The organism is Flagellimonas sp. CMM7 (assembly GCF_021390195.1).
In the GTDB taxonomy this organism is placed as follows: domain Bacteria; phylum Bacteroidota; class Bacteroidia; order Flavobacteriales; family Flavobacteriaceae; genus Flagellimonas.
Map to the genome: position 1 here is coordinate 4347092 of NZ_CP090003.1, position 18400 is coordinate 4365491.

11 protein-coding genes are annotated in these 18400 nt (G+C 38.5%); 3 read left to right on the plus strand and 8 right to left on the minus strand.

Going from position 1 to position 18400, the window contains the following annotated elements; translation table 11 throughout:
• Nucleotides 1-5: 5 nt before the first annotated feature.
• Nucleotides 6-3047, minus strand: a complete 3042-nt coding sequence (locus LV704_RS19685; RefSeq protein WP_163421980.1) for a TonB-dependent receptor — start codon at nucleotides 3045-3047, stop codon at nucleotides 6-8.
• A 29-nt stretch (nucleotides 3048-3076) separates the two neighbouring features.
• A complete protein-coding gene (locus LV704_RS19690; protein ID WP_163421979.1) occupies nucleotides 3077-3967 on the minus strand; it encodes a hypothetical protein in 891 nt (296 codons plus the stop codon).
• A 791-nt stretch (nucleotides 3968-4758) separates the two neighbouring features.
• On the opposite strand from LV704_RS19690, the gene LV704_RS19695 reads away from it, so the two are divergent.
• The 3 genes from LV704_RS19695 to LV704_RS19705 all read left to right on the plus strand — a co-directional run bounded on the left by LV704_RS19695 (nucleotide 4759) and on the right by LV704_RS19705 (nucleotide 12435).
• Complete coding sequence (locus LV704_RS19695) at nucleotides 4759-5199, plus strand: hypothetical protein (RefSeq protein WP_233782096.1); 441 nt, start codon at nucleotides 4759-4761, stop codon at nucleotides 5197-5199.
• Complete coding sequence (locus LV704_RS19700) at nucleotides 5106-6932, plus strand: LamG domain-containing protein (protein ID WP_233782097.1); 1827 nt, start codon at nucleotides 5106-5108, stop codon at nucleotides 6930-6932. The genes LV704_RS19695 and LV704_RS19700 overlap by 94 nt, the downstream gene beginning before the upstream one ends.
• Nucleotides 6933-7251: 319 nt before the next feature.
• Nucleotides 7252-12435, plus strand: a complete 5184-nt coding sequence (locus tag LV704_RS19705; protein ID WP_163421977.1) for a T9SS type A sorting domain-containing protein — start codon at nucleotides 7252-7254, stop codon at nucleotides 12433-12435.
• Between the two features lie 406 nt (nucleotides 12436-12841).
• On the opposite strand, the gene LV704_RS19710 is transcribed toward LV704_RS19705, so the two are convergent.
• The 6 genes from LV704_RS19710 to LV704_RS19735 all read right to left on the minus strand — a co-directional run bounded on the left by LV704_RS19710 (nucleotide 12842) and on the right by LV704_RS19735 (nucleotide 18398).
• Nucleotides 12842-13591, minus strand: coding sequence for an SDR family oxidoreductase (locus tag LV704_RS19710; protein WP_163421976.1), 750 nt, complete (start codon nucleotides 13589-13591; stop codon nucleotides 12842-12844).
• Nucleotides 13592-13730: 139 nt separating this feature from the next.
• Nucleotides 13731-14363, minus strand: a complete 633-nt coding sequence (locus tag LV704_RS19715; RefSeq protein WP_233782098.1) for a sugar phosphate isomerase/epimerase — start codon at nucleotides 14361-14363, stop codon at nucleotides 13731-13733.
• The gene (locus tag LV704_RS19720) at nucleotides 14354-14674 is read right to left on the minus strand and encodes a hypothetical protein (protein WP_233782099.1); all 321 of its coding nucleotides are present in this window, start codon (nucleotides 14672-14674) and stop codon (nucleotides 14354-14356) included. Before LV704_RS19720 ends, LV704_RS19715 begins: the two co-directional genes overlap by 10 nt.
• Before the next feature lie 24 nt (nucleotides 14675-14698).
• Entirely contained in the window at nucleotides 14699-15436 is a 738-nt protein-coding gene (locus LV704_RS19725; protein ID WP_163421974.1) for a GDSL-type esterase/lipase family protein, read from the minus strand.
• 441 nt (nucleotides 15437-15877) lie between these two features.
• Nucleotides 15878-17110 (minus strand): ROK family transcriptional regulator, encoded by a 1233-nt coding sequence (locus LV704_RS19730; RefSeq protein WP_163421973.1) that lies wholly within the window; start codon nucleotides 17108-17110, stop codon nucleotides 15878-15880.
• Between the two features lie 130 nt (nucleotides 17111-17240).
• On the minus strand, nucleotides 17241-18398 hold the full coding sequence (locus LV704_RS19735; protein ID WP_163421972.1) for an iron-containing alcohol dehydrogenase: 1158 nt from the start codon (nucleotides 18396-18398) through the stop codon (nucleotides 17241-17243).
• Nucleotides 18399-18400 lie beyond the last annotated feature (2 nt).

Below are 18400 nucleotides of genomic sequence, written 5' to 3' on the forward strand. Positions count from 1 at the left end.
TCTTTTTATAAAGAAACATTTAACCCTAAAGAAATAGATCTTACAACTGGATAGCCCAGATCTGCCTCTCCTGCTGTAAAGAAATCGCCTTCAAATTCTGGTTCCAGACTTGTAAAATCTGTCCAAGTAAATAGGTTCTGTCCTGAAACAAATACCCTTAAATTATCCACATCATCCCATGGAATGGTGTATCCTATTTGCAAATTTCTTAGCTTCACGAAACTACCATTTTCCACATATAAAGTACTGGCGGTATAATTACCATGTTCAGCTGAAGTTTGAGGTCTAGGATAAGTTCCTACACCGTTTATATAAGGATCATAATTTGCTGGATAATTAGATGATATATCAGAATGTAAGCCCAAAAGAGGCAAATTGAGTACATCTCTGCCCGCTAAACCAGATAAAAATGCGGTGAAATCCAAGTTCTTATAGGTAGCAGAAAAGTTAAAGCCAAACTGCACCCTGGGCAAGGTATTACCCACTGCTACCCTATCTTGAGCATCAATTCTATTATCTCCATTAACATCTCTATATTTTGCGTCTCCAACTATAGGAGGAAAGTCTCCTACTTGAAAACCTGAGGGTAAATTATCAATTTCTTGTTGTGTGTACAACCCTTGATAATCTAAAACAAAGAGTCTTGCTCTTGGCTGCCCTACACTGGTTATAGAATTACTTACAATGCCTGTAAATCCTTGTGGAACTTTTTTTACTTGTGTTTCATTACCTGAAGCATTTGCACTTATTTGAAATTTAAAGTCTCCTTCTGTCTTTCTATACGTTAGGTTAGCTTCCCATCCCTTACGCTCATTAGTCACGGCATTTAATGTAACTGTTGTGGCTATTGTTGGGCCTGCTGTTCCAGGAACCTCAACATCAGCTAAAACATCTTCTATATCATCAACATAATAGTTTCCTTCAAATGCCAATTTTCCATTGAATAATTCAAGGTCAATACCAAAATTATATCCTCTTACCTTGGCCCAAGAAATATCAGGATTGGCTAAAAGGTTTGATCTTGTAGCACCAGTTACTGGATCACCTGTTGGCCCAAGATTATAATTTGGTCCACCAGCCCCTCTAACAATAGTACTGGTAGCAAAATAAGGGCTGCTGCCATCACCTGCTTCATTATATCCTACCTCACCATATGCAGCTCTTAATTTCAATCTGGAAATGGCCTCTATATTAAAAAAAGATTCATTGGATACATTCCATCCTAAATCTAAAGAAGGAAATACATCATCTCTATTGTCGCCAAGAAAAGAAGAGAAAGCATCTCTACGAACAGACGCTTTTAACAAATAGCGATCATCATAGTCATAAGTAAATCTTGAAAGTAATGATTGGGTAACCACTGTACCTCTTGAACTACTAATTGCAGGAGCACCTCCACCATTTGGGGTGGCTGCTACAAGTTCAAAAAGTCCAGATTCAAAAGCGTTGAGCGATTCATCATAAGCAACTCCAGAAGAAAAATCTGTTGTCTCTAAATCGTTATAAGCCCCCATTAAAGAAAATGTATGCCTTCCGAGTGTTTTTTCAAATGACAAACGATGTTCAAGATAATAATTTCTTGCCTCATTATGATTAACCGATAAACTTGAACCTATTAAAGTTGATCGGCGCAGTTGGCTTCTTTTGTTAAAGCTTTTTTCATAGCTGGATGATTGCTCCAATCCAAAACTAAAATGGTAATTCAATCCATCAATAATCTCAAAATCTGCATAGATGTTACCTAGTATATTATTGGTTTCTGTGGTTGTTTTGTATAGAGCAGCAAAACCTATTGGATTAACCACAAAGCTTAAATTATTTACATCCCCATGACCATATCCACTAATTTTGGTCGGATCCAAAACTGGTACAACTGGTAAAGCATCTAGGGCTGAAGCGACGACATTCCCAGAAAACGTAGCGTTATCTTCACTTGCCCCTCCGCTAAGCCTTACTCTATTTAAAGCCAAGTTTTGTCCCACTTTGAGGCGATCTTTGATAATCTCATAAGAAGTATTAATTCTAATCCCGCTTCTATCAAACTTAGGTCCAGGAACAGTTCCTTCCTGGTAGGTATGATTTACCCCCATTAAAGCCGTAAAACGGTCTCCTCCACCAGATACGGTCACATTAGCATCTTGAAGTAAGGCGGTTTTGTATACTTCGTCCTGCCAATCGGTATCAATTCCAGGCAAATTAAAAGCATGTGCCAACTGCAATCCACTTGCGTAGGGAGAATCGTAAGCTGACCTTACAATTCTAGCCCATTGTTCTGCATTAGCCATATCTAATCTAGTGCCTATTTGTTGAAATCCTGTAGTCACGTTAGCACTTACACTAAGTCTTCCTGGCTTACCTTGCTTTGTGGTGATAACAATAACTCCATTTGCTGCACGCGACCCATAAATGGCAGCAGAAGAAGCATCCTTTAATATCTGTATATTTTCAACATCACTGGGATTGATTGTTGGTGCCTCGTTGAGGATTACACCATCCACAACATATAAAGGGTCATTATTTCCAGCAAAAATAGAACCACGAATCCTAATATCTCCAATATCCCCTGGCAAACCATTGCCGGTAACGGCAACCCCAGCCGTTCTGCCTTGGAGTCTATCCGTAATATTGGTATACTGCATCTTTTCGGTCTCTCCTACGTCAATAATAGAAACAGCCCCCGTTAGAGAACTCTTCTTTTGAGAACCATAACCAACCACCACCACTTGCTCCAGCACATTTTGATCAGGTTGCATATTCACCTCGAGATTGGTTCTTCCTGCTAAATCAATTTCTTGAGCAATATACCCAACAAAACTAACCACCAGCGAAGCATTGGAGTCAGATACCTCAATACTAAAACGCCCATCAAAATCGGCAGCAACCCCATTGGTAGTAGATTTCTCAATTACTGTAGCACCAGAAAGTGGTAGACCCGTCTCATCATAGATTGTTCCCGTAATTGTAGCCTGAGCAATCACACTAGATTGAATTCCCAAAAAAAGACCTAGAACCCAAAGGGCTTTACATATATTATTTTTATATTTCATTTCTTATATTTCTTTAATTGTAAATTTGATTAACCCTTGATACCTAATTTCAAATCATCTATCGAGAAAGAAACCCCTGCTTCTTCAGAATTAAATCCAATACCTGCAAAATTTTCTAAATCGGCTTCAATTCCTAAATCCTCCAGCAACACTTGTAAATCTTCTACTTGAACAGAGTTGAAGTTCGGGTCGTTTAAAATAATTTCCTGTCCAAGATCAGCAAGGGTAATACTAAATTCCTCTCCTGCCACAAAGAAAATGTTCACCAAGGCAGGATCACTTACATTAGCATATTTAAATTCAAACTGCGCCACGATTTCAGCTACATTTAAAGGCACCGTAAATATTTCAAATCCTGCCCATTCCCCAAGAACAGGACCTACCACGGCAGCTCCTGAAATAATTGACACATTAGAAGGGTCACCAGAAAAGATAAACTCTACGTTATCAAAAACACCAGTCGTCTGAGTCGCAAATTCACCGTCAGGAACATCAAAATTAATGTCTAACACAAAATCTATGTCAACGCCTGGCTCAACCTCAACATTAACAGCTGTTGCCACCTCGTTCCCTGCAGAATCCACAACAACCACATCCACTACTGTTGTCCCAATTCCAACTGATTGCAAAACTAAAGTAGAGCCACTTATACCAGCTTCGACAACATTGACATCCCTTGATGTTGCCGTAAATGTTAAAATATCATTTTCCTGATCATTAACATTAACAGCCAAATCAAATTCTTTTGGCAAGCTAATTTCCTTTAAAAGTTTATCACCAATCTCCGACACTCTTGGCGGTTGATTAACAATTAGCACATCCGGAAACTCAACCTCAAGAGGATTTTCACAGGATGAAAAACCGAAAAGGAAAGATATGACAAGAGCCATCCAAATCATTTTCTTATTGTTTTTTTCCATAATCTTAATTTAGTTAGTTATTTATTGAACATCTCGCAAATATAGGTATATTAATTTACTTTTTAAACATTAGTAAGTAAGATTTGTTTAAAAAAATCTGAGGAACCAAGCCTTGAAGCTTATAAAACACTGTTACAATAACAAAAAACTCATCTAATCATCAAAAATTATTTTGGCAATAGCCGTGGCATGGATATACTAGGAGAAGTATTAGTTAGTAGTTATTCCCATGTCATTATTTATAAACAAAATATACCTGAATAACACTCCTATTAGTATTGGAATTGGACAATATGTTCAATATGCTTAATGGTTTTCAATCTTCCAATTAGCACCTAAAGCTGGTTGACATTTTTATTCTGGATATTGAAGTAATTATTCAAAACAAATACTTACTTTTACACTGTTAATAAGTATATACAACCACACAAAATAATATTGACAAAAAGCAATCAAAAACAACTTTTATTAGAAAAGCGAACCCTAAAAACATATTTAATCCCAATCTCTTTTAATGAGCGCTATATATTCTTTGGCAAACCAAAAATAAAAGATTAAGGGTTGTGAAATTTAGACCAGGATTTGTCTGGGCATAATGGAGGTTACTATTTGTATCCAAACGAAATTGAATCTCTTCTATGTTTTAGAAATGTAAAAGCATTTGACGGGAAACTTATACAAGTCATAAGGATTAAAAGCAAGAATGTCAAAACAAAACTTTTTAAGCATGCATTTTTTTGAAAGTAGATTCGCAAATAATTTAAATAAGAACAATAAAAATGACAACTAAAATGAAAAAAGAACTGATTTGGAGCTTATTACTCCTTTTAACGGGTACGTACATGAAGGCCCAAGAACCAATACAGCATTTTAATTTTGACGATATTAAAGTAGAACGTCAAAAAGCTAATTTAGAACGAGGGGAAACCTATGTCCCAAAAGAAGTTTTTGCCTATGTTAAAGAAGCTAGTGGCAAAGAACACAGTTTAAACGGAAAATATTACAAGAGTGTGCCAGGCGTAAAGGGAAATGCCATTTTACTGGATGGCTACACGTCCCATATAGTCATTGAAGAAGAATTTGATGAAGGAATAGATGATTTTGCAAGAGACCAATTAAAGGCGTTTACCATAAAATCTTGGGTGGCCTTGGGGCCTACCCAAAGAATTTCTGTCCAATTTACAGCCACAGAAGACCCATTTCAGATGGCGCTCATCAAGGTTACAGTTTAGAGCTAGATGATTGGGGAAGACCTGTTTTAATGCTGGGCACCTACGAAGGAAAAACAGAAGCGCTCTTGAGTGATGAAAAAATTGAACTTAATAAATGGACCCATGTAGTAGCCACCTATTCACCAGAAAAAGGAATGGTTCTTTACCTAAATGGAAAGCAAGTTGCCCACAAAACTTTTAAAGGAACCTTCTCTATCGTTCGCCACCATGAAGAGGTACCTAAATTAATAGGGAAAAGTAGAGAAACACAAAGGCCAACGGGTACCATCCGACCAGAGGGAACGGAAAAATCCCTGACCTATCTAGATGCCATTTTAGATGAATTAGAATTGTATGATGTAGCTCTGGATGCAAAATCAATCGCCTCTGTGTACCAAAAAGAATCAAAGTCACTTAGCACACCTGCTTTACCAAAAAGAAAATTCCCTTCGGGCCCAAAATCTCCAGGTATCTTCAGAGCAGTAAATACTACTTTAAAATATTACCCATCTTGGGATGCGCCATGGGCTGTAGATAAACATGCCGACGTGGTAGTACAATTTGATGAATCTGACTGTAAATTTGTATTTTGGAGAGGTACCAGTTATATCCCAAGCTGGGTTAGTGAAAATGGCATTTTCTTTAACAATGGTTTTAATGAGGGATGGAATGCTCATGGTAGCTGTGAACCTATGTCTGACAAAAAGACAAAATACTCCAGTGTGAAAATTGTTGAAAGTTCACCGGCAAGGGTTGTGGTACAATGGCGCTATGGCTTGGTAGATGTGGTTGGTAACTTTGCTTTTGAAGACCCGCAAACTGGATGGGGAGACTGGACTAACGAAACCTATACTATTTACCCAGATATGAGTGCCGTACGTGAAGATGTATTACTAAGCAATGCTCCTAATGCAGCTCATGAGTGGCAGGAAAGTATGGTTGTAATGGAACCTGAGCAAAGACCAGAAAGTGTTTTAGAGTATGGTGCTTTAACAGTATCTAACATTGATGGAGAAAGCACTACCTATTCTTGGGAACATAATGCTCCCAAACTATGGCCAGAATATCCCAAAAACATAACTAACCAAATCGTAAATACTAAAGCAAAATACAAGCCTTTCTCATCATTAAGACCCCAAGATATCGCAGGAGGCATTGATGGTGGCCAACCCCAGAGCATGGATTTATATGCAGGGGAACAAAGAAGGCATATTAGTGTATTCCCTTGGTGGAACCACTGGCCGGTGGCACCAAGACCTACAGATGGAAGATACGCTATGGTAGCAGACCGTGGCTCCCATGCCTCTTTATCACATTATTTCTGGAATGCTTACAAAACAACAGACCGTTCTATGAGCAAGATTATGCTTTGTGGCATGACTAATGATAACATAGAGTCTGTTGTAAACTTAAACAAAAGTTGGTCAAATCCGGCTAAAATTAGTTTAGGCAACAATACTTCAAAAGCATATTACAAACCAGAAGAAAAAGCCTACATCATAGCACTAAACAAACAGGTCGAATATTTAGACATAACATTAGCGGGTACTGAGTCCTCCCCTGTTGTAAACCCCGCTTTCGTAGTTGAAAATTGGGACCAACGTGACGTGACGTCTCTTACGGTTAATGGAAAACCGCTAAATGACAAGGATGCCCGCTTTGGGTATAAGGATTCCTTAAATGGTGTAGATCTCATTGTCTGGGTTAGAACAAGCTCAAAGGATTCAGTAGACATAAAAATCTCGAGCAAGTAACCAACCAAATTTTAACATCCTAACTATTAATCTTCGATTGGAACAATTCTGGTCGAAGATTTTTATTTATAATATAAAATTAATAACATGTTATTGATTACTAAAAAAACATAAATTTAATTTGATATTTTAGCTTATTAATTATAATTAACTAATCAATAAATACAATAAATACAATGATTTAAATTTTTAATAGGTAAAATAATTTTAACTTTTTAACTTTTGTTTAGTAAGATAATATTTTATACATTACTCTAATTCAATTTTTGAGGGATTAAATTGAAGATTTAATAGTTTATTAATTTAATTCTAATCAAAAATGAAAAAAAACTATTTCATTCTTTCTCATTGGTCTAAACTGAGCCTTTTATGCTCCATGATCTTATTGGTCATGCTAGTTCCACAAAACATGGAAGCCCAGTTCGGTCAAGGCCAAACACCTGCTCAAGTTGCAGGTACACCAACGGTTACTGCCATAGCAAATGGTAATTGGACAGATGCGTCCACATGGAATACACCCAATCTTCCGGGTACAAATGCCCGAGTCCGCATTCCAAGTCAATACACGGTGACTGTAAATTCAGTGGTTACTACTGAACATAAGTCAATTAACGTTGAAGGCACACTTAGATTTGCAACCAATGTAAATACTGAGCTCAGAGCCGAATATGTGCATAGTGCCATGGGTAGCGTTATTGAGATCGGTACTGCTGCCAGCCCAATCGCCCCAAACGTAACTGCTTCTTTTGTGGTAGCAGATCTTGGTGGAGGTGGTAGCGCCGATTGGTGGAGATATGCTCCAGGACTGGTACTGATGGGTAAAGTGGACATGCACGGCGAACAAAAAACTACTTGGATGGAACTTAATCAAGGCATCACTGCAGGAGCTACATCAATGACATTAGCCCAAACACCTTTGAATTGGAAGGTAGGGGACAAATTGGTTATTGCGGCTACAACATCACAAAATTTCACAAGTGATGACGTAGTGACAATTCAGACTATCAACGGCAACAATGTTACTTTTACGCCGGCTACCCAATATGCCCACCAACCGCCATCACAAGCTCCTAACCTAAAAGTTCATGTGGCCAACTACACACGTAACGTTAAGTTCACATCTGCAAACCCTAGTGTAACTGCTAAACGCAGAGGACATGTGATGTTTATGCACAATGCAGATGTAAGGATGAGATATGTAGAAATGAACCAGATGGGACGTACGGACAAGACTCAGCCGGTAAATGATTTTCAGGGCTTTGTAATTGGAGATATAAATCAGGTAAATAGAGCCTTCTTACCTGGAGACCCAGGTTCTCCCGAGCTACTTCCCTCTGAAAACGTATGGGGACCGAATACCAATCCAAGAGGGCGATACTCGGTACACTTCCATCGTAGCTTGGAAAATGAGACGGCTACTGATGTAAACTCTATTCCTAAAGCAGTGGTAGAAGGCGTAACCGTTTTTGATGATCCGGGATGGGGCTATGTTAATCACTCTAGTAACGTTGACTTTATCAACAATGCTTCTTACGCAGTGGTGGGAGGAGCATTTAATACCGAAGCAGGTGATGAACTTGGGTCATTTGTTGGAAACATTGCTTTAAGAACATGGAACACCTCAGATCCATTTGGTAATCCGCTGGCAGGAGAAGCTGACTTGAACCTAAGAGAAGGCGGTATGGATTTTGCATTCCAGGGAGATGCCTATTGGTTCCACAGTCACGGTGTAACCATTAGAAACAATATAGCAGCAGGAGTATCGGGTCACTCGTATGTTTTCTGGCCAGAAGGCTTGATCGAACTTGGTAAAGGACAAAGACGCGGAAATGTTAACTGGCATTTATCATCTGCTCAAAGAGCATTGGTTGGAGCGCCTAGTTCACACCCTGAACCTGATTTTAATAATATCCCATGGCAGTTTGATTGCTGGTTGATTCCGGCTAAGCCTTTTGAGAATAATACAGCCTATTCGGCCAGTAAAGGCGTTTCGTTATTTTACGGACATTCCAGATTCCTAAATAATTTCGAAGGCCCAGGAGAAGCCATAGCTGCTGGCGTACCAGCAGGGACTCCCGGTCTTTTTAACCATGTTCCTGAAACGTTCAGACAAACACTTGAAATAAAAATAGACGGAACTAAAATCTGGAACATCAGAAACTCGGGCATCTCTTCTCAATATGCTTCTCATGTAACAATTTCAAACAATGAGGTTTACGGTTACGATACACCACCAACTCTTGCCGGTCGCCCTATTGAAGGTATAGATTTGGACCACTGGAGGAACTCTGACAACTGGTTGATTGAAGGAAACACAATCAGAGGTTTTACAAATGGCGCAATTGGCTTAACGCCTCCTACAAATGCTACTTCCGTTGTTGTTAGAAACAATATTTATGACAACCCAGGTACAGATATCCGAATTAGTTCTAGAACCTATAAAGGTGAGGCTGATGGGCTTGCTGAAGAAGGTATTGGAAACCCAAAAGCATTCCCGGGCTGGCCTGGTATGGTAACCATGTCTAATAACCAAAGAGTAATGACCCTTACTAATGAAAACTTCATATCTACATCTGCCAATAACATCGTGATGAGAGCTTCTTTGAGCAACGACTTTGTAGTAGATGCTGAAGATGGATTTGCGGTAAGTGGACAGCCAAGAAACCCTTATTCATTCTTGTATAGAGATGAGATCACACTCAATTTTGGAGAATTCAGCAATTCTAGATTGTATTTCAATGAACAAGCGGGAAGTTATACACCTATTACAAATCAGAACGAAAGGTGGGATGCTGAAGAGGTAGAACCAGGTGGCACGGCTGAATATGTCATTCCTAATGCATGGAGAAATAAAACAAACAATCAACTCCTCTCTGTCAATTTAACCTATGAAGGCAGTACCACTCAAAACCATTCATTTGGTGGTGAAATCATGCCAGCTGGAGCCAATACACACCCTCAAATTACAGGTGGTCAGGCTACCAATATTGTTGTAGACCCATGTGCAGGTGTCACACCACCAGCGCCAACTAATGTCACAGCAACTAACAACAACTGTATTTCTGTGGATCTCAGTTGGACTGCCTCTAACTGCGCAACTTCATATAGAGTGCAGCGCAGAGTAGATGGAGGAACATGGTCTACACTCAATGCTAATTTGGCTGCCACAAATTACACAGACAACAGTCCAGCTTCTGGTGACAATGAGTATAGAGTTAGAGCACAAAATAGTGCAGGCAATTCCAGTGACGAACTGGTAACTGGTGCTGTAAGTTGTGGTATTCCTACTCAGTACACTTTAACAACAAACACAAATGGTTCAGGATCTATTTCATTGAATCCATCTGGAGGCACTTATAATGACGGAACTGTGGTTACTGCGACCGCTACCCCTGCATCGGGATATCAGTTTGATAACTGGAGTGGCTCGTCTACAAGTACAAGTAGCTCTGTAGACATTACTATGGACGCTAACAAATCCCTGACTGCTAACTTCAGTTTGATACCACCTCCTGCAGGTCTTACTGCAGAAAGTGGATCTATTTCTGGAATTAGCACAAGCGGTTATACTGCGGTGAGTCTTACAAAGTCTTTCACCAACCCTGTAGTGGTAGCCACACCAGTACTACCTTCTACTGGTACCGCTTCTGTGGTAACCAGAGTCAGAAATGTGACTGGCAACAGCTTTGAAGTTAAAGTTCAAAACCCCAGCGGATCAGCTGTTAGCGGTATTGAAGTGAAATATCTGATTGTTGAAGCAGGTACTTATACATTGGCCTCTGATGGTGTAAAAATGGAAGCGAAAACTGTGACCTCTTCTGTCACTGCCAGAAAGAATGGCTGGACTTTGGAAACGGAAACATACAATCAGTCTTATACTAGCCCTGTTGTATTGGGTCAGATTATGACTGCTAACGATGCAAATTGGAGTGTATTCTATGCCACTTCCAGTTCTAGAACTTCTCCGCCTTCTGCTAGTGCATTGAGAGCGGGCAAGCATGTTGGTGAAGATAGCAATACAAGTAGAGCAAATGAAACAGTTGGCTTGATTATCGTTGAAGCTGGCTCCGGAATTGTTGATGATATTTCATTCCAAGCTGGAGTAGGCTCTGACATTGTGAGAGGTCCTGGTAATTCTGCCAGTGGATACTCATACAGCCATAGTGTATCGGATGCTACGGGAGCAATCTTGAGTGCTTCCGGTATGGACGGGGGTGATGGTGGATTCCCAGTTTTATTGGGCGCAAGCTCGATATCAGGTTCTAATATCGCAATGACCTTTGATGAAGATCAGATTGGGGATAGCGAAAGAAATCATACTACTGAACAGGTTGCCTACATGGTGTTCAATGGCGGAAGTACGCCTCCGGTGCAATATACGTTAACCACCAGTACTGATGGAAATGGTTCAGTAACCGCAGGTGGCACCTATAATGCAGGTACGGTAGTGCAAATCTCTCCAACACCTAATGCAGGATATGTATTTAGCAACTGGTCTGGTGATGCTTCAGGCGCTTCTGTCCCGCTTTCGGTAACAATGGATGCCAACAAGAATATAGTGGCCAATTTCACGCAAAGCCCTCCTACTCAGTACATTTTAACTACAAACACGAATGGTTCGGGATCTATTTCATTGAATCCATCTGGAGGCACTTATAATGACGGAACTGTGGTTACAGCAACTGCTACTCCAGCATCAGGGTATCAGTTTGATAACTGGAGTGGTGCTTCTACAAGTACAAGTAGCTCTGTAGACATTACTATGGATGCTAACAAATCTCTGACTGCAAACTTTAGCCAAGTACAGACTTATCAGTGGAATATGGTCGATAACGCTGATGCTTCTATTTCATACAACGGAAGCTGGGCCTCCTTTACTGGTATTAGTGGTTGTGTAGCAGGCACTCACAATGAGTCCAGCTCAAGTGGTGCCAGCGCGTCGTTGACTTTTACAGGGACACAGGTAAGGATATACATTTTCGGAGAGTCTGGAGATGGAGGAAATGCTAATGTGCTCATAGATGGAAACCAGGTTGGCACCATAGATTTCACTGCATTCAGTGGTTGTAACCAGTTGGCATTCACCAGTGCTACATTAAGCGCCGGTTCCCATACAGTTCAGATTCAGAGAACCTCAGGGTTCGTATTCCTTGATGGAATCGAATTTTTTGGACCTGGTGGTGGTTCTAGTAGCTCTAAAGCTTCTAAAAGTAAAGATGTGGTGCTAAATGATAATGATAACAATAAAGTAATAATATCAATGTATCCTAATCCGGTGGAGGATGATTATGTAAATATTGGATTTATTAGAGGTATTGAAGGAAATAATGCCAAACTAAACATCTATGACATGGCTGGTAGACAGCTAGTATCAGAAGCAATTAATAATATTCAAAATAATAAAACACATCAAGTGGATATAAGTAATTTACAATCTGGAAATTATTTATTAATTGTTAAACATTCAAGAGGAACTAAATCGTTCCAAATGATTAAGAAATAAAAATAGGCGAAATACAATATTGTCCTAATGCTATTTTTAATAATAAAGACAATTGCTTTTCCATAAGGTAAGTTTGAGGTCAATTTAATAACCTTCATTTTTTATTTCTTGTTCGATATAGCAAAACATGAAGAGGCTGCCTTTGCTTCTATATATGTATAACGTATGACTTTTGGTTATCGTGAAAGCTCGGCAAAAATTTATTGTTAAGATCAATTTGGAGATATTATCCCTCAAAGTGTTTAAAATATTAAAGGTAGAAACTCCCGAAATTATTCTAATTAATTTTAAATTTTATGTACAATAAATTTATCAAGACAGGAGAAGGTCACATCATTTCCTAAATCATTCAAAAGCATATAAGCCTTAGGAAATTCATCAACCTTTATTTGTAAAGTTAACTATATTAAATTAGAGCACCTCCATCTATTGGTAACGCATGTCCTGTAATAAAAGAGGCCTTTTCTGAACAGAGCCATAATACAGCATCAACCACTTCATTTGGCTTACCGATACGACCAATAGGGTGCATCTCAATAGCCAGTTTTGTTAATTTATTATCATGAAAAAAGGCTCTTTCGGCCATTGATGTTTGTATAACGGCAGGGCAAACTGCATTAATTCTAATTCCCTTATCTGCATATTCCAAAGCCGCAGACCTTGTTACACCAACAACGCCATGTTTAGAAGCATGGTAAGCAGCTCCTGCCAGGCCACCTCTCAACCCAGCTCCTGATGCATTATTAACAATTGCACCGCTGTTTTTAAGAAGTTCTGGAATTTGATATTTCATACATAGCCATACGCCTTTCAAGTTTATATCTAAAACTTTATTCCACACTTCTAGGTCATAATCTTGTGCATTCACAAAAGGAGTACCTTCAATACCCGCATTGTTAAATGCCATATTTAGTTGGCCGTAATGCCTAATGGTGTTCCGAACCATTTTTTGGACTTCATCTGCGTTGGCTACATCTGTTTTAACAAAAATGGCTTCTCCCCCTTTTATGTTTATGTTATGTACTGTTTCTTCTCCCTCTGTTGTTCTTCTCGAAGCTACCACAACTTTAGCTCCGTGTTTAGCAAATGCCAGTGCAGCTTCTTTTCCAATCCCCGCACTTCCTCCTGTTACAATAACTACTTTAGAATCAAACATTGTATTTCTTTTTAACTTTAAGCATCTCTTTGACTAAATAAACCATTTCTTTTTCCCTTTTTCTAAGTCTTCGGATAAAATTTGAACTCCCTTTATTAAAATTTAAAAGAGGTTTTGTGCTAATTTAAAGTTATAATTTTTACTTATTGAAACCTGAAAAGATCTCTCTTACATTGTCAATACTAAGACCTATAGCTTCTATGGCACTCATAGTATGCGGTGTTTCTTCATCTGCAGCTTGTTCTAAAAAAAGCCTCGGTTTTTGATTGTGCTTTAGAAGCGTCTCAGCAATCTTTCCATAATCAATATCACCTGCTCCGAAAGTTTCGGTCCAAATCCCATTCTGGGTCTGTCTTAAGTGAAGTTCTTCAATGCGTTTTGCGTGCTCATTTATCAGTCCGTAAAGGGCATCTAATGAACCTGTGCCTTTGTAAATCCAATCTGAATCAACACAAAGCCCAAGATTTTCAGGTTTTGTATGTGTCACCACATGATTGAACTCTTTGGCGTTATTTTCCATTTCTATGGCGTGATTGTGATAAAGCATTCTAATACCAATCTTTCTCAATCCTGCTCCCAGAGAATCCAATGCCTTAGATTGTATTTTAAGTTCGGAATCTGTTTTATGCTCTACGGGTTCATTCTCTTTAGCTTCAGGATTAACCACCATGGCATCTATTCCCATCCCTTTTAATTTGCGTCCAACGCCAAGCATTTCAGCAATATGTTTTTGTGCTATGCTTTCAATGTGCATGGTTGGGTTCACAAACATACATGCACCATTAAAATTATTCTTTTGCAGCCTGGCAAAGGTCTTTTGGGGAAGCCTTGTTCCATTTCCATTAAAACCTCCATACCACTTAACGACGCTATTGATTGGTTCTTCCAAGATGCTTCCAATTCTTGATACCAACGTTTACCTTCTCTTTCAAAAAAAGTCATCCAGGTAAACTCCTGACAGTATACTTGGATTTGATTTTTACAATTATTAATTGATGCAACCACATCAATAGGGTTCATCATTAATAAACTGGAGCCCAACAGGCTTTTTTTAATAAAGCCTCTTCTTTCAATGGTCTTCATAACTTTTATTGAAGATTTTAAAAATTAGTATTTAGGTAAAATAGCATGGGCAAACCTATCTGCCATTTTCTCACTTCCTTGCTCATTCGGATGACAAACATCTTCCAAGTCATCTACTGTAAAGCCAGCATTACAGTCCACCAAAACGATTGGGGAGTCCCCTGAATTTAGTTCCGAAGCGAGCAATGCCCAATTAGAGTTAATCTTTGGCACTAACATATTTTGCTTTGGAAACTCAGTATTAAGAGGAGTTATTTGAGCTAGATAAATGGCGATTTTCGGGTTCTTTTTACGCAACTCTCTTATTATGGTGCGCATACTCGTGATTACCTGATTCAACGTAAGGTGTCCTTCAAAAATAAATTCGGTGTCATTGGTACCTAAATGAATCAAAGCGAGATCGGGGATATCCTTTAGCTCTCGCATCCATGAGTTTATTTGAGCAGAAGCATCCACCGTTGTAATGCCACTTACGCCTTGATGCCTATTATTAAAAGTATATCCTTTATAAACCGGGTATTCATTAGTACCCCCTACTCTGTTTCCAATAAAATTATGTTTGTACCCCGCATCAAGCAGTTTTTTCCATAATAAATAACGGTAATCAGATTCTTCTGTAATAGAATTGCCCAAGGCCAATATATTTTTAGTTGATGAAACTTGAGGAGACATACACGAAAGACTTTCTTTGTTTTTCAAATGGCCATCTTTATAACCGTTAATTGAAATCACCACCAAAATGAGATAAATTAATTTACTCATTACTTCAAATTTAGTTATTGGTTGATATTTTTATACTAAAGGGTTCTTTGGTAATATAATTTATAAAAACAACCAGATTATCTCTAGACATCTTTTGCTCAATAGCTTTATTAAAAGCCACATTAGGTTTATTAGAGCTGATATTAAAATCTGTCGATTTCACGTTTTCTATAATTAATGCTCCATTATTAAATGACTGCTTACTATTTGCACTAAACTTAACGGTATAATCTTCCTTAGCTTCAGTTAGGTTATTAAAAATGTGAGCGCGTTCTAATTTATCATAACCTATAAATTCAACATTACCGTTTGTGACTGTAACAGGACTAGCTTCATTCCAAGATTTGGATGGAATTATAAAGCTCTTCCTTACTTACCGATGCAAAATCAAAACTATCAAGTGCATCTTTTTTATGATTACCTTAGAATCAATCAAGCTTATTAATTAATCTCCAAGTTTAGTACTTTATTTAAGATTAAAGAAAAAGCGCCCATTAACGCTGCATTTTCCCCAAATGATGATTCCAGTAGTTCTGTTTTAGATGATAGGCTCACCATTGAATGTTTATTAATTTCACTTTCTAGCTTATTTATTAGAAACTTCTTGCCCCCTATTAGACCTCCTGAAAACACTATACATTCTGGATTGAAAAGTTTTATTAAAGTATCCAAACCAATACCAAGATATTTCATAACCTTATTATAAATACATAATGCAACTTTGTCACCTGCCATTGCTGCAACAGTGATAATTCTTGCGTCTACATTCTCAATGTTTGAGTCAATCATTTCTTCTAACAATCCTGAACCCATATCCTCAATAAGCTCTTCTTTGGCAATTTGTATTATCCCATACCCCGATGATAAAGCTTCAAGTGATCCCTTTAGGCCTGCTCTGTCAATAAAATTGCTATCGCTATCCATTATTAAATGCCCAAATTCACCTGAAAAACCATTAGAACCATAAAAAGGTTTTCCATTGGAAATAATTCCAGCGCCAATACCGTAACCTAAGTTTACACTTATAAAATGCTTGTATTCTCTTCCTATTCCATACCATAGCTCTCCTAAAGCTGTTAAACGAGAAACATTATCAAAAAATACGGGTAGTGCGGTATACTCCTTGAGCACCTCCAAAATATTAACGTTTTTCCAGTTAAATACTGGAGAATATTCTATTATGCCATTATTTTTATTCACCAAACCTGCTACTGCCAATCCAATTCCAAGAACTTTCTTATCCTTCGCTAATTTTCTGGAAGTTAGGGTCTCTATAATACCTCCTATCTGTTCAATAACTTTTTCAAATCCCTCTTCGAACTTCGTAGGAATTTCTCGTTCCAAAATAAAATCGCCATCTAAGTCTGATAAAACCCCTCGGATGTAAGTGGTCCCTAAATCAATTCCCACCACGAAATTTTCCTTAGAATTAAACCTTAGTATTTTTGGCTTTCTACCTCCGCTAGACTCCCCAGTACCAACAACAGAAACTAACTTTTCTTTATTGATAAGGTCATCTGATATTCTTGTAACGGTTGGAGCACTCAACCCTGTTCGTTTAACAATTTCGGCTCGACTTATATGCTTTTCATTTCTAATAAGATGTAAGACCCTAATTTTATTAAGTTTATTTATGTAAATGGAATTACCTATTGACAACTTTTTATCACTCATAGCATGTACTCTTATCTACGCACATAAAGCATTCTTTTTGAATTAACAGCGTGTATTGGATTAGTACCATAAGTAAAAGTACGTTTTAATAAATTTGGGATTAAAAAAAGGTGGAGGCACTTAAGTTTCCTTAATAGGACGCTTTAACCAACTCAATCATTTCGTTTTTTGTTGCCACCTTTGGATTGTTCTCATAATCTGGCAGTACCATGCATTGCTGTGCTAATGCCTCTATATCATTTTCTGGCATGTTCACATCGCTCAATTTTTTATACATACCTATTTTCTTAAGGAATTTAACAATGGCCTCTTCGGCATGCTTAGCCGCTTCTTCATTAGACAAGTCCTTTAAAGTTGAATCCATTAGTTTTGCCATTCTACCGTACTCTTGCGGCGCTGAAATTGCCGTAAATCTGGTACATGCAGGATAAACAATAGCTAATGCCTCGCCATGTGCCACGTGAGGATACATACCACCAATGGCCATTCCCATTCCATGGGGCAAGGTTACTCCCGCACTTGCAATGCATAATCCGGCCAGGGTATCAGCCCAAGCCATTTTTTCTCTATATTCAATACTTTTAGGTTCTTCAAGAACTTTAGGTAAATAGGTTACAACATGTTCTATGGCCTCCCAGGCCAACAAATCTATATAAGCTCCTCTTCCGGGATGGATAGCACTCTCAAAGGCATGACAGAAAACATCAAATCCTGTTGGAGCTGTTATGAAATTTGGCAGCGTAGTCATTAATTCAGGGTCTACAATACATACAGCCGGAAAAATTAAAGGGTGATAAAGCGCACTTTTATCTCTTTCTTCGGTATTGGTAATCACAGAAACTTGTGTTACTTGAGACCCCGTACCAGAAGTTGTACTAACGCTAATCACAGGCAAAGTTTTTTTGGTTGGTTGTTTCTTGTAAAACAGATAATCCCAAGCGCTACCTTCATGTGAGGCTTCCACGGCTATGGCCTTAGCTGCGTCCATACTAGAACCACCTCCTAAGCCTAGAATAACATCAGCCTTATGCTCTAGGGCCAATTTTGCTCCAGCAGCACTGACTTCCGTTGTTGGATTAGGAATAACTTGATCATAATGGGCAACGGCCACACCAGCATCTTTGAGTATTTGTATCACCCTATCGTACATGGGCTTTGTTGCTTCTATTGCAGGCGTTGTAACTACTAGGCATCTATCTCCGTATTTTTTCACTATCTCTCCCGCATCTTGAACCTTTCCTGTTCCAAAAATGATTTCCGTTGGTTGATGGTATCTAAATGATTTCATAT

Coding starts and splice junctions, on each gene's coding strand:
- LV704_RS19685 (WP_163421980.1), bottom strand. CDS start 3,047: ATGAAATATAAAAATAATATATGTAAAGCCCTTTGGGTTCTAGGTCTT.
- LV704_RS19690 (WP_163421979.1), bottom strand. CDS start 3,967: ATGGAAAAAAACAATAAGAAAATGATTTGGATGGCTCTTGTCATATCT.
- LV704_RS19695 (WP_233782096.1), top strand. CDS start 4,759: ATGAAAAAAGAACTGATTTGGAGCTTATTACTCCTTTTAACGGGTACG.
- LV704_RS19705 (WP_163421977.1), top strand. CDS start 7,252: ATGAAAAAAAACTATTTCATTCTTTCTCATTGGTCTAAACTGAGCCTT.
- LV704_RS19710 (WP_163421976.1), bottom strand. CDS start 13,591: ATGTTTGATTCTAAAGTAGTTATTGTAACAGGAGGAAGTGCGGGGATT.
- LV704_RS19715 (WP_233782098.1), bottom strand. CDS start 14,363: ATGTTTGTGAACCCAACCATGCACATTGAAAGCATAGCACAAAAACAT.
- LV704_RS19720 (WP_233782099.1), bottom strand. CDS start 14,674: ATGAAGACCATTGAAAGAAGAGGCTTTATTAAAAAAAGCCTGTTGGGC.
- LV704_RS19725 (WP_163421974.1), bottom strand. CDS start 15,436: ATGAGTAAATTAATTTATCTCATTTTGGTGGTGATTTCAATTAACGGT.
- LV704_RS19730 (WP_163421973.1), bottom strand. CDS start 17,110: ATGAGTGATAAAAAGTTGTCAATAGGTAATTCCATTTACATAAATAAA.
- LV704_RS19735 (WP_163421972.1), bottom strand. CDS start 18,398: ATGAAATCATTTAGATACCATCAACCAACGGAAATCATTTTTGGAACA.